Source organism: Flavobacterium sp. UGB4466, from assembly GCF_903469665.1.
GTDB classification, from domain to species: domain Bacteria; phylum Bacteroidota; class Bacteroidia; order Flavobacteriales; family Flavobacteriaceae; genus Flavobacterium; species Flavobacterium lipolyticum.
In genome coordinates, this window is record NZ_CAGKLC010000009.1 from 71,902 (window position 1) to 84,884 (window position 12,983).

A 12,983-nucleotide genomic window follows, 5' to 3' on the forward strand; every position below is an offset into this window, starting at 1 on the left:
ACAAAAAACAGTATTCCTGTCACAAAAAATATCGCTTTTGAAGTCACACTATTACTACAAAGACACCATATTCTTACTAAAAAAACACGACATCCCACAACCCTGCTTAGGAGGAATCAAAAAACAATAAAAGACAAAAAAAAGAGTCTTTGAACCCGATAAGTTCAAAGACTCTTTTTTAATATAATTTGCAAATATTAATCCTGACGAATTCTTCTTTCAATCTATGTGAAAGAAATGTATTTCTTTTATATATTCTTTTGCACACATACTAATATCTATGTTTCTATGTGTTTAAGCATTCTAAGAAAAGATTAACTTCACTAATTTGCTACTGTTACTTTTAATAGATCTTTTTTGCACTCAGCTCCCCCTTGGGCTATTGGCCTAAACACATAGAAACATAGTTTTCTAGTCTGATATAAGGTTGTCTATGAGAAATACATTTCTTTCACATAACACAAATTCAAGCAGTAACAATAGCTTCTCAAAGATTACAACAGCATCATTACGCTTTTTGCAACTGCAAATTCCCTTTATGTTTCTGCATTAAAGCAAAAGTGATTACCATTCCGCTTAACGCCATAACCAAACCGATTAAATTTGGCGAAGCATAACTGTACCCTGCAGACAATGGCAAACCTCCCAAAAAGGCTCCCAACGCATTTCCGATATTAAAACTACCCTGCAGCGCTGCCGAAGCAATCATCTCAGCATCTTTAGCAGTTTTGATCATTAACATCTGAATTGGAGCAATCACTGAAAAAGAAACGGCACCTGTTAAAAAAGTCAGAAATAAGGATACATATTGATTGAAGGAGAAAAAGTATACCATAATTAAATCAATGGCCATAACAAACAGCAGTGCCAATACAGTAGGTGCCGGAGAATATTTATCAGCCAGTTTACCTCCGGCAAAATTGCCCACCAGCATTCCTAAACCAGCTAAAATCAAAATATAAGACACATCCTCAGGCGCAAACTTCGAAACATTTGTCATTAGAGGTGCGATATAACTAATCCATGCAAAAAGACCTCCGAATCCAATGGCTGTGATTCCAATAATTAGCCAGGCTTCTGTTTTCTTAAAAAACAATAACTGGGTTTTCATATGGACCGTTCCGCTCTTTTCCAGATTTGGCATCCATAACGAAATAAACAAAAACGTTAGCAAACCTACTGCGGCAATTAAAACAAAAGTATAACGCCAGATAAAGTTATGTCCTATATAAGTACCAATAGGCACACCTATTAAATTCGCCAGTGTCAAACCCGAAAACATAATGGCGATCGCCTGAGCCTCTTTACCCTTATCGGCCAAACGGCTCGCAACTACAGCACCAACTCCAAAGAAGGCTCCGTGCGGTAATCCCGAAAGAAATCTTGAAGCGAATAGAAAATTATAGTCAGGCGCAATAATCGAAAGAGCATTAAATACGGTCAGCATCAAAGCCAAAATTAAAAGCATTTTTTTGGGCGCAAAATTTCTTCCCAGAATTACCAATAAAGGCGCACCAATGACAACGCCAAGTGCATAAGCAGAGATTAAATATCCGGCAACCGGAATCGAAACTTTCATATCTGAAGCAATATCAGGCAGCAAACCCATCATGACAAATTCGGTAATTCCGATAGTCAAACCTCCTAATGAGAGTGCAATAAGACTTTTTTTCATTTTTTTGTAATAGAAAGGAATAGAATTTCTATGCTGCAAATTTAACACCGTTAAACGGAAAATAAATTGTACATTTACGACATAAACTTGTAAATTTAAGTTATGCCTAAATTCAATCAGTTTGAAAAGCTTGTCATTCATGAGTTCGAAGATGACATATTCCCCCATGTTCCGCACACTCATACCTATTATGAGATTATTTACATCAAAAAAGGCAACGGAATTCACCATCTTAACCACAACTTATTGCCTTATAAATCAGGTGATCTCTTTGTGATTTCTCCGGAAGACGAGCATTACTTCGATATTAAAAAAAGAACGCGTTTTGTTTACATCAAGTTTACTGACAACTATTTTGATTCGAACAGGAATCTTTTTTGTGATGATTTACTGCTGAACACTCCGGAGGATTTTATGCGGAACAAATTGCTAAAGGAAACCATTTTAAAACTAGACGATCCTTGTAAAACCATCTTAAAAAATACGATCGAAAACATTACCGCCTACAATTGCAAGACGGATGTCTCGAGCTCGCCAATTGTTTTTTATCAGATTCTTTCCATTTTTGGATTGATTAAAGAAACCATCCGTTGCATGAATCTGCAACTGAAATCAACTCCTATTGACAACGAACAAATCGCAACCTATATTCATCAAAACATTTACAACCCCAAATTGGTTCAGATTAAAGTTATTGCCGATCATTTTAATATTGCCCAAACTTATTTCAGCGCTTACTTTAAAAGAACTTTTGCCATAAGCTATCGCGAGTACATTCACCATCTGAGAACCACTTTAATCGAAAAACGAATTCACAACAACCAGCTGCCCATTAAACAAATTGCTCATGAATTTGGTTTTACCGATGAAAGCCACCTTTCGAATTACTTTAAAAAAAGGAAAAACATGAAACCTACCGATTATAAAAAACTGTGAGTATGGAATTTCAAAAAACGCAAGAGTAAAAAAAAAATACCTAAATTTGTAATTCTAAAACATTTTCGTTGACAGGAAAAATTTACATAGTGTTTCTAATCATGACCTTTGGCTTCTTACTGATGCCCAGTGAAGGTTATGCCTGCGGAAAAACGAACGCGAAAAGTTCCTGCGAAAAGAAAGCAGTTTCAAAACATGAGACGGCTGATACTTCTCAAAAAAACTGTTGCCAAAAAGATAACGGCTCAAAAAATGAGGAGCACGGCTGTAACCGAAAATGTGATCATTCGGGCTGTACCCCATCAGGACTTCAATTCAGTTTAATGACAAAGAATGAATTTGAGTTTGAAAAAAATCTATTCAATTTCTCTCTGGAGAAAACAATACCTTACTACAAAAACATCCCTATTTCTGATGGTTTTACATCTATTTGGTCACCCCCAAAAATAAAATAATTGTATCTCTGACAGCCAAAGTTGCGCTTTGTAACGAAACTTTTATTTCTCACAGAAGAAGTAATACACTGTGCGTCAGATTATTTACGAGACCATAATTAGCAATAATCAATCTTAAATTATTTAACTTAGAGGGAATTTAACGCTCTAATAAAATCAGATACAATGAAAAAATCAATTTTAACCATAGTAATAGTAATCTTAGTCGCTTTTTCTGCTAATATTATTCTGGCCACTTCCATAAAAAGAGAAACTACAACAATAGAAGTTGCCGATTCAAGTCAGTTACAAACTGTTTATGATGCTTATTTTACGGTAAAAGATGCCTTAATTAAAAGCGATGCCAAACTCACTTCGGCAAAAGCCAAAGATTTACTGGATGCCATCACGGCTATAAAAATGAACCAATTAAAGGGTGACGAACACAACACCTGGATGAAAGTCATGAAGAAAATAACGGCTGACGCTAAAAGTATTTCGGCTACAACAGATCTTAAAAAACAGCGCGAAACTTTCAAATCGCTCTCCAAAAACACTTACGAACTTATTAAAGTGTCAAAATCAGATCAGGCGGTATACAAACAACACTGCCCGATGGTCGATGCCGACTGGCTGAGCAAAGAAAAGACGATTAAAAATCCTTATTACGGTTCGTCAATGTTAACTTGCGGAAGTGTGGTAGAAACGATCAAGTAAATATGACACTCTGCATCAAAAACATGGTGTGCAGACGATGTATAATGGTTGTGGAGTCTGAGTTAAAAAAACTCGGACTCCATCCAATTTCTGTGGTATTAGGTGAAGTCAAACTACAGGACTCTATTTCCGAAAGTCAAAAAAAAGTGCTGCTCAAAAGTTTACAAACACTGGGCTTTGATTTTATTGATGACAAAAAAAGCAAGACGGTGGAGAGCATAAAAAAAGGCATCGCTGACCTGATTCATTCTAAAAACAACGACCACAAAGTCAACTTGTCTGATCACTTAATTAAAAACCTCGGCCAGGATTACAGCACACTGAGCAATTTATTTTCAGAACTGGAAAACACAACTATTGAAAAATACTTTATCAGCCAAAAAATAGAAAAAGTAAAGGGGCTACTCCTTTATAGTAAACTGTCGTTAAGTCAGATTGCAGATACACTAAACTATAGCAATGTAGCGCATTTGAGCAATCAATTCAAGAAAATTACGGGCTTTACACCCACTAGCTTTAAACAATTGCAAGGACAAAAAAAGCATTGAGATTGAGAATTTGTAACCCTTTTTCATTTATTCTAACCCGTAACTAAAAGAATTTGAAAGATTTTGTTTTGAGCAGATTCTGCAGATTGAGCAGATTTACATTTTAAAAATTTGCTCCTAAATAATCTACAAGATCTGTTCAAAATCTTTTAAAATCTGCGTGACAAAAAAATTACGGTTCCTATAAATGATTACACCCTTTACATAAGCCCTCGCGAGCTTTGTGACTGGCTGTTTTTTGAAATCTTACAAATCATTCTCAAAATTGTACAACCCTAAAGTACTCTTTACTTCAGAAATTTGCATTGTAATACTTAAAACATTGAAAAAATGACATTTACAGCCCGAGGAAAAAATTACGACAATGGGAACCTGAAGCGGAATGGAGATCAAAAGCACCCAAATAACGCAGCTAAAAATCAAGTTCGGCTTTAGTAATTGTAAACACTTTACGATTACGAAATCCAAACCTTTAAAATATCAATATGAAACTACAGACTATTATACTCCTCTTTTTAATCACTTTTAGTGCAAAAGCGCAAAAAGTGGTTCGTTACGATCTGCATGTTCGGGACACTATTGTGAATTTTTCCGGAAAAGAAAAAAGAGCTCTTACGGTCAACGGACAAATTCCGATGCCCACTCTGACTTTTACGGAAGGAGATATAGCAGAAATTTACGTCCACAACGACTTAAAAAAAGAAAACACCGCACTTCACTGGCACGGATTATTCCTTCCGAATAAGGAAGACGGTGTTCCTTATTTAACCCAAATGCCCATAAAACCAGGAACAACGCACAAATACAGTTTTCCTATTATTCAAAATGGAACGTATTGGTATCATAGCCACTCGGGGTTACAGGAACAAATTGGTTTGTACGGTCTTTTTATCATCAATAAAAAGAAAGACGATCCGACCATTAGAAAAGGAATCGATGATTTACCGACAATTCCGGTTATTCTGAGTGAATGGACGGATCTGAAACCGGAAAATGTACAGCGAATGCTACACAATGCCGACGATTGGTTCGCCATAAAAAAAGGGACGACACAAAGTTATGCCGAAGCCATTAAACAAGGCCACTTTGCCACAAAGGTAACCAACGAATGGAAACGTATGCATGCCATGGACGTTAGTGATATTTATTACGAAAAGTTTCTGATCAACGGTAAAAACGAACAACAACTTTCACAATTTAAAGCAGGCGATAAAGTAAGACTGAGAATTGCAAACGGAGGCGCTTCGAGTTATTTCTGGCTGACCTACGGCGGTGGAAAAATAACTGTTGTGGCGAGTGACGGAAATGATGTTGAGCCCGTAGAAGTTGACCGTTTGATTATTTCGGTTTCGGAAACCTATGATGTGGTGGTTACTATCCCTGAAGATAAAAAATCCTTTGCATTTTTGGCTACAGCCGAAGACAGAACCGGATCTGCTTCATTATTTTTAGGAGCAGGAACGAAACAGTCTGTCAACCATCTTCCGAAATTAAAATATTTCGAAGGAATGAAAATGATGAACGATATGATGAAAATGAACGGTGACATGAACGATATGGGCATGCAAATGTCGCTGAACAAAATGGATATGAATGCCGTTATGTATCCTGAGATTACTGGAGGCGGCGAGCCTATGAAAATGGAAGATCACTCCAATCACAACATGGAAGGCATGAACATGGCTACAGACACCACTGAGGTTGCCGGAATTACTACTCTGAATTACGGAATGCTGAAATCACCAACCATAACAACGCTGCCTAAAGATGCACCGGTAAAAGAACTGCGCTTTGAGTTGTCCGGAAATATGAACCGTTATGTTTGGAGTTTAGACAATAAAGTTATTTCTGAAACCGATAAAATCCTGATCAAAAAAGGCGAAAACGTCCGAATCGTATTGTACAACGGATCCATGATGCGGCACCCCATGCATTTACACGGACATGATTTTAGAATTTTGAACGAACATGGCGATTACTCTCCGTTAAAAAATGTGATTGATATTATGCCAATGGAAACCGATACCATCGAATTTCAGGCCAATGCCGAAGGAGACTGGTTTTTTCATTGTCATATCCTGTACCACATGATGGCCGGAATGGGACGTATTTTTACTTACGAGAATCAGGCACCCAATCCGCTAATTCACGATAAAAAAATGGCCGATAAGATGCTAAAGATGGACGATCGTATGTTTCATTTTAGAGCCGAAAATGACTTTGCTTCCAACGGAAATGACGGAGAAGCTCTTTTAAGCAGTACACGTTGGAGTATTGGTACCGAATGGAGATTAGGTTATAACAACAAAAATGGTTTCGAAACTGAGACACACATTGGACGCTACATAGGCAAAATGCAATGGTTTATGCCTTTCATCGGTTTTGACTGGCGTTACAGAAAAATGGGAATTGACGAACAGGAACAAAATATGTTTGGACAGAAGAATACCAAAGACCATCGTTCGGTTTTAAGCGCCGGTATTGAGTACACCTTACCTATGCTGGTAAAAGCGCAAGTTGAGGTTTTTACGGATGGAAATGTCCGAATTCAGTTTGAGCGAAAAGACATTCCCCTTGCCAGACGTCTGCGCATGAATTTGATGTGGAATACAGACAAAGAGTATATGGCCGGTTTGAAATACATCGTTGGACGAAACTTCGGAATCACAACGCATTATGACAGTGATATGGGAGTTGGTTTCGGAGTAAATCTCAATTACTAAACAGATCGGCGTATCTACTTTAACTCAAATGTATAGCCTAGAAATGCTATAATAACCTTCTCTTTATGCCCCGTTTTAAAATGAATTATTACAAAAACATTAACTAAACCGTAAGAGTTAACTTTAGAAAGTCTTTTTATATTTGAATTTCTATCTTCAATTAAAAAACAAAATCGTAAAACCTTAAATTAAACAAAAATGAAAAACTTATTTGCCGTTTTAGCTGTTGCTTTATTTACAATTGGTGTTCAGGCTCAAGACACTAAGCCAGCTCCAAAAAAAGAAAAAGCTAAAAAAGAATCCTGTTGTAAAAAAATGGACAATGCGAAAACTGACACTGCAAAGACAGATACTGCAAAATCAGACAAGAAATCTTGTTGCGCTAAAAAATAAACGAAACTTACTTTCAATAAAAAAGAGGCTATCATTAGCCTCTTTTTTTGTTCCCCGTCCTTTCGACTAAGATCAACGATAACAGAAAAAATCTGCGAAATCCGCTAAATCTCCTTGCAAAAAACGCCCCAACCAAAGGGAACGCGTAAAGCGATTGTCACAAACTACATTCGACATCTATCATTTGACTTTAAATTGCATACTAATTCATGACCAAATGCCTGTCTCTATTCCCTTAACCAAGCTCTAAATTTCATCAAAGGTCATCATTGCTCCTCCCAGATATCTGAACATTTGCAAAAAATAATTTGCAAAATCACTTCGTGCGTTCCCTTTGGCGGAATTTGGCGAAAAACTATTTAACGCGAACGCTCCACTCAAAGTCCATTTCAGAAACGGGAGTACCACTTTCGTCTGTTCCAATTGATTTCATCCAGAAGGTTTGTCCTTCACCGGTTTTGATTGTTTCTTTAATCGCATCGGCTATTAAGTGTCCGTCATTACAAACAAATGTTATTCTTCCTGTCGCCTTTTTGGTGAAATTTCCTTTATTGTTTGCGACTAACATCGAAATCTTTTTCCCGCTTTGTTGAATCTGAGAGATTACCAATGCTCCGGTAGTTAACTCTGCTGCCATTGCCTGAACGGCAAAATACATCGAATTGAACGGATTTTGATTGATCCATCGGTGCTTAACACTTACGACGCATCTGTCTTTGTCGATTGCCTTTACACGAACGCCACAAATGTAGGCCGACGGCAGTTTGAATAATACAAATTTATTGAGTTTAGAAACCGATAATGCCATGATGTTTATTTTTTTATGTAAAAATACAAAAAAACTATGCACGCACAATAAATTACAACTACTTTCAAGGACTACCAATAAAATCAGGTACTCCGGATGATTTTCAGCGTTTTATCCGTACTTGAAGCATTTTAAACTTGTTAATATTTTGTTAATATTTGGTACTATGCAAAACAAGATACTGTCTTTTAGATATATATTTGCATAAGAAATTACTATATACTTTTAATCATGGAAACAACAACACCACTCATCATGGAAACTTCATCAGAAAAGAACACTGCAACGTTCACACACTTAAGCACTTTAAGTCAGTACATCATTCCATTTGGGAATTACATTTTCCCGATATTAATCTGGACGAGTTACAAAGACAAATCAGAATTTGTAAACCACCATGGAAAACAGACTTTAAATTTTCAACTAAGTCTTCTGCTTTACACTCTGGTTTTGGCCTTAATTGCCATCCCGATCTTCATCACTGTTTTTTTACAAAATATTCCTATGGAAGCTGTATTTAACGACGAAGATTTCATCATCAGAAATTTTGACTTTAATGGAAACATTGCATTATTAAGTATTGGAGCAACAGCCGTTTTACTTTTTGGACTATTAAAATTTGTTGAATTCTTTTTAGTGATTTACGCTTCAATAAAAGCATCAAACGGAGAATTATACAAGTATCCGATAACAATTCCTTTTATCAAGTAGGCCTTGACTTCGCTCAGTCTAACATAAAAATTAAAAGTTATAGTCGGAACCTTATTGACCATCATCAGAAAAGTTCCGAAATCAATCATCAATCATCAATCACCCGAGCCGGAAGGGCAAACCGGCATCTCAATCATCAATCAATCATCATCAATCAAAAAACGAATTGTTCAATCAAAAAAAAACAAAATGAAATTATGAACATTGAAAACACAAAAGCACAGATGCGCAAAGGTGTTCTTGAGTTTTGCATCTTATCTGTATTAAAAGAAAAAGATGCCTACACATCAGAAATATTAGACACTTTAAAAAACGCAAAATTACTAGTTGTTGAGGGAACAGTTTATCCACTTTTAACTAGGCTGAAAAACGACGGTTTGCTTAATTATCGATGGGAAGAATCTACTTCAGGACCACCAAGGAAATATTATGGATTAACCGAAATAGGACAAACATTTTTAAACGAACTTAGCGGTACCTGGACAGAATTGTCTGACGCCGTAAAACTAATCACCAATCAAAATCAATAAGTCATGAACAAAACAGTAAATATTAACTTAGGCGGTATGGTTTTTCACATCGATGAAGATGCATATCTAAAACTGACACGCTATTTTGACGCCATAAAACGATCTCTTACCAACTCGTCCGGACAGGATGAAATTATCAAAGATATCGAAATGCGTATCTCAGAATTGTTAATTGAGAAACAAAAAAGCGATAAACATGTTGTAGGACTGAAAGATGTGGATGAGGTGATTACCGTTATGGGGCAGCCAGAAGACTATATTCTGGAAGATGAAGAAAAAACAAGTCAGTCTTTTAATGATTACGGAACAAGAAAGCACAAAAAATTATACCGTGACAAAGAAAAAGGAATGATTGGTGGTGTAGCAACCGGTTTAGGGCATTATTTTGGAATTGACGCTGTTTGGATCAAAATTATCTTCTTAATATTTGTTTTCGCAGGTTTTGGAACCGGAATCTTAGCGTACTTCGTTCTTTGGATCGTTACTCCTGAAGCGATTACTACTTCGGAGAAACTGGAAATGACTGGTGAACCGGTAACGATCTCCAACATTGAGAAAAAAGTTCGTGAAGAAATTGAAAACTTATCGGACAAATTTAAAAATGCAGATTATGACGCAATGGGAAACCAGGTAAAGTCGGGAGCTGAGAGAATAAGTAGTTCATTTGGAGACTTTATCATGACGGTTTTTAAAATATTCGCTAAATTCTTGGGAGTCATTTTAATCATATCCGGAATCAGTACTTTGATTATGTTGTTAATTGGAGTTTTCACTTTGGGAACTAATGTTTTTGTTGATTTTCCATGGCAAAACTTTGTAGATGCCGGAAACTTTACAGATTATCCGCTTTGGTCATTTGGTTTATTAATGTTCTTTGCTGTTGGAATTCCATTTTTCTTTTTGACCCTTTTAGGTTTCAAATTGTTATCTCCAAACCTGAAGTCTATTGGAAACATTACCAAATATACCTTGTTAGCCATTTGGATTATTGCAGTTGCTATCGCAATCAGCATTGGAATCAAACAAGCGACAGAACTTTCATACGACAACAAGATGGTCGAGAAAAAATCAATCAACATTACTTCAAAAGATACTCTTTTCGTAAAATTCAGATACAATGATTATTATGCCAAAGATCTGGACCACCATAGTGATTTTGAATTTGTACAGGACTCAGCCAACAATCAGTTGATCTATTCTAACGATGTTCGCTTACATGTTTTACCTACAGATGAAGCTGCTCCTTACATTCAAATTGAAAAAACAGCCAGAGGAAACTCGTTTATCAATGCCAAACAAAGAGCAGAAAAAATTAGCTACAAGTTTGAGCTTAACGGAAACCATTTGATTTTAGACAATTATTTCCTGACAGATGTAAAAAATAAATTCAGAGGACAGGAAGTCGATGTATATTTGTACTTGCCTGAAGGACAATTATTCAAGCCGGATTCATCTGTACAAGATTATGACGATTCTGACAACGATTTTTTCAACTTACACTTTAGCGGTAACTACAATTACAAAGTACAAGGTTCAAAAATTAAATGTCTTGACTGCCCTGCCGAAGAAAACGAGTATGGAGATGAGTATGACGACACGACTGAAGAAAGTGTTATGGAGAACGATACCGTAAACGAAGTTTCTATTAAAGTTAATGGAAAAGAAATTTTAAACGGAAAGAAAACCAACGGAAGATTAACCACTGATAAAAACGGAGTTGTAATCAAAATTAACTAAGCCATGATAAAAATAATCATTCATATTACAAAATTCATTATTGCAGCAGTTACTGCATTATTGTTTGCCTCTTGTAACTTTAATGTGAATAGTATTAAAGGAAGCGGAAATGTTACTACTGAAAAAAGAACCATACCTGGCAATTTTACAAAAGTGTCGGTTAGCAATGCGATAGATCTTGTTATTATCCAATCTGATTCTACGGAAGTTGTTGTGGAAGCTGACGATAACATACAAAAGGAAATCACAACAAAAGTGGAAAACGGAACGTTATACATCAAATGCAAATACAATAGTTTTCAGGATATTGCCACAAAAAGGGTAACCGTAAAAATGCCTGTTATCGACAAATTAGTCGCCTGGAGCGCCGCATCTATCATGAGTAAAGGCCTAATTCAGGGTCAGGATATTAATATTGAAGCTTCAAGTGCTTCAACTGTAGATGTGAATATCGAATCGGATAACATTACTTGTGATTCAGACAGCGGGAGCTCTATCCGCCTGGAAGGAAAAGCATTAAAAATGCAGGCTTCAGCTTCAAGCGGTGGTAGTGTTAGTGCTCGTAAACTATTGGCAAATGAAATTCATGCAGAAGCCTCAAGCGGAGGAGACGTAAATGTTCATCCAATTGTAAATCTGAAAGCCTCAGCCAGCAGCGGAGGAACTATCAATTATGACATCACTCCAAAAACAATTGAAAAAACTTCAAGTTCGGGAGGAACGATTAGCCAGGGATAAACCTTATTTATCTGTTAAATGTAAAAAAATCATTCATCGAAAGTGGATGATTTTTTTATATTTGTCCAAATCAAATCTTAGAATTAATGAAAAAGAATACAGCCCTTCTTCTATTATTATTATTGATCACAACCTTAACTTTCGCACAGCGAAGAGAAAAAATAAAAGGATCTAAAATTGTAACCACTTCGGTAAAAGAAGTTGGTGAATTTGATGGCATTGAAGCGGATGACAATCTGGAAGTTTACCTGGAACGAGGAGAAAAAAACGAAATTAGAATTGAAGCCGATGATAATCTGCATGAAATCATTGGAACGGATTTAAGAGAAAAAGTACTTCGCCTCTATACTGCCAAAGAAAGTACGATCTTCAAAAAATTGGTTGTTCATGTTATTTATACCGGTTCATTAAAAACCGTAATTGCCAAAAATGAGGCTGTAGTCTATGCCATTCAGGAGCTTAAGTTAGACGATATCACTTTTCATAGTTTCGATTACGCTAAATTACTGCTCAACGTAAATTCGAAAAAATTCAGTTTGTTTGCAGATGACAGATCCAAAACCGAACTAAACTTAAAATCAGAAGATGCTTCCTTACAGCTAAGCAAAAACGCTTCGATTAAAACATTAGTTTCTGCCATAAAATTCAAATGTGATTTGTACCAAAAAACAACTGCCGCTATTGAAGGTATCGCCGAAAAAGCAACAATTCGTTTGGACAATAACACTGTTTTTACAGGAATAAAATTTACTTTAAAAGAGGCTAATGTTACCACCGAAGGCTCTTCTGTCGCTACTATTTTAGTGGAGAACAATTTAGCCATCGCAGCCGGCGATAAATCAGAGGTCTCACTGTTTGGAAGTCCAAAAATCGAACTTACCCGTTTTAGCGAAGAAGCAAAACTCATCAAAAAACCAAGTCCTGTAAAAGCGAAGGCAACTACGCCATTGCAGGGCTAGATTCTTAGATTCTTAGATTCTTAGATTCTTAGATTCTTAGATTCTTAGATTCTTAGATTCTTAGATTCTTAGAT

Annotated in this window: 13 protein-coding genes; 11 read left to right on the top strand and 2 right to left on the bottom strand. The window is 36.3% G+C overall.

Annotation, left to right across the window (positions count from 1 at the left end):
• Positions 1-508 precede the first annotated feature (508 nt).
• On the bottom strand, positions 509-1,675 hold the full coding sequence (locus JO950_RS04520; protein WP_202701505.1) for an MFS transporter: 1,167 nt from the start codon (positions 1,673-1,675) through the stop codon (positions 509-511).
• A 102-nt stretch (positions 1,676-1,777) separates the two neighbouring features.
• Here JO950_RS04520 and JO950_RS04525 point away from each other — a divergent pair, with 102 nt between their 5' ends.
• The 6 genes from JO950_RS04525 (at position 1,778) to JO950_RS04550 (ending at position 7,426) form a co-directional block, all read left to right on the top strand.
• On the top strand, positions 1,778-2,611 hold the full coding sequence (locus tag JO950_RS04525; protein WP_202701506.1) for an AraC family transcriptional regulator: 834 nt from the start codon (positions 1,778-1,780) through the stop codon (positions 2,609-2,611).
• 68 nt (positions 2,612-2,679) lie between these two features.
• Positions 2,680-3,066 carry a hypothetical protein gene (locus JO950_RS04530; RefSeq protein ID WP_237732273.1) on the top strand — a complete coding sequence of 129 codons (387 nt, stop codon included), beginning with the start codon at positions 2,680-2,682 and terminating at the stop codon, positions 3,064-3,066.
• A 165-nt stretch (positions 3,067-3,231) separates the two neighbouring features.
• Entirely contained in the window at positions 3,232-3,762 is a 531-nt protein-coding gene (locus JO950_RS04535) for a DUF3347 domain-containing protein (protein ID WP_202701507.1), read from the top strand.
• 2 nt (positions 3,763-3,764) lie between these two features.
• Positions 3,765-4,310 carry an AraC family transcriptional regulator gene (locus tag JO950_RS04540; RefSeq protein ID WP_237732274.1) on the top strand — a complete coding sequence of 182 codons (546 nt, stop codon included), beginning with the start codon at positions 3,765-3,767 and terminating at the stop codon, positions 4,308-4,310.
• A 485-nt stretch (positions 4,311-4,795) separates the two neighbouring features.
• On the top strand, positions 4,796-7,033 hold the full coding sequence (locus tag JO950_RS04545) for a multicopper oxidase family protein (protein WP_202701508.1): 2,238 nt from the start codon (positions 4,796-4,798) through the stop codon (positions 7,031-7,033).
• 198 nt (positions 7,034-7,231) lie between these two features.
• On the top strand, positions 7,232-7,426 hold the full coding sequence (locus JO950_RS04550) for a hypothetical protein (protein WP_202701509.1): 195 nt from the start codon (positions 7,232-7,234) through the stop codon (positions 7,424-7,426).
• Between the two features lie 355 nt (positions 7,427-7,781).
• Here the strand turns inward: JO950_RS04550 and JO950_RS04555 are convergent, their stop codons facing one another.
• Positions 7,782-8,234 carry a DUF4442 domain-containing protein gene (locus JO950_RS04555; protein WP_202701510.1) on the bottom strand — a complete coding sequence of 151 codons (453 nt, stop codon included), beginning with the start codon at positions 8,232-8,234 and terminating at the stop codon, positions 7,782-7,784.
• Positions 8,235-8,465: 231 nt separating this feature from the next.
• Between JO950_RS04555 and JO950_RS04560 the strand changes: the two genes are divergently transcribed.
• The 5 genes from JO950_RS04560 (at position 8,466) to JO950_RS04580 (ending at position 12,909) form a co-directional block, all read left to right on the top strand.
• Positions 8,466-8,945, top strand: a complete 480-nt coding sequence (locus JO950_RS04560; protein WP_229998784.1) for a DUF4870 domain-containing protein — start codon at positions 8,466-8,468, stop codon at positions 8,943-8,945.
• Between the two features lie 197 nt (positions 8,946-9,142).
• The gene (locus JO950_RS04565; RefSeq protein ID WP_017498072.1) at positions 9,143-9,475 is read left to right on the top strand and encodes a PadR family transcriptional regulator; all 333 of its coding nucleotides are present in this window, start codon (positions 9,143-9,145) and stop codon (positions 9,473-9,475) included.
• A 3-nt stretch (positions 9,476-9,478) separates the two neighbouring features.
• Positions 9,479-11,212, top strand: a complete 1,734-nt coding sequence (locus JO950_RS04570) for a PspC domain-containing protein (protein WP_202701511.1) — start codon at positions 9,479-9,481, stop codon at positions 11,210-11,212.
• A 3-nt stretch (positions 11,213-11,215) separates the two neighbouring features.
• A complete protein-coding gene (locus JO950_RS04575; RefSeq protein ID WP_202701512.1) occupies positions 11,216-11,950 on the top strand; it encodes a head GIN domain-containing protein in 735 nt (244 codons plus the stop codon).
• A gap of 86 nt (positions 11,951-12,036) precedes the next feature.
• Complete coding sequence (locus JO950_RS04580; RefSeq protein WP_202701514.1) at positions 12,037-12,909, top strand: GIN domain-containing protein; 873 nt, start codon at positions 12,037-12,039, stop codon at positions 12,907-12,909.
• The last annotated feature ends 74 nt before the right edge of the window (positions 12,910-12,983 follow it).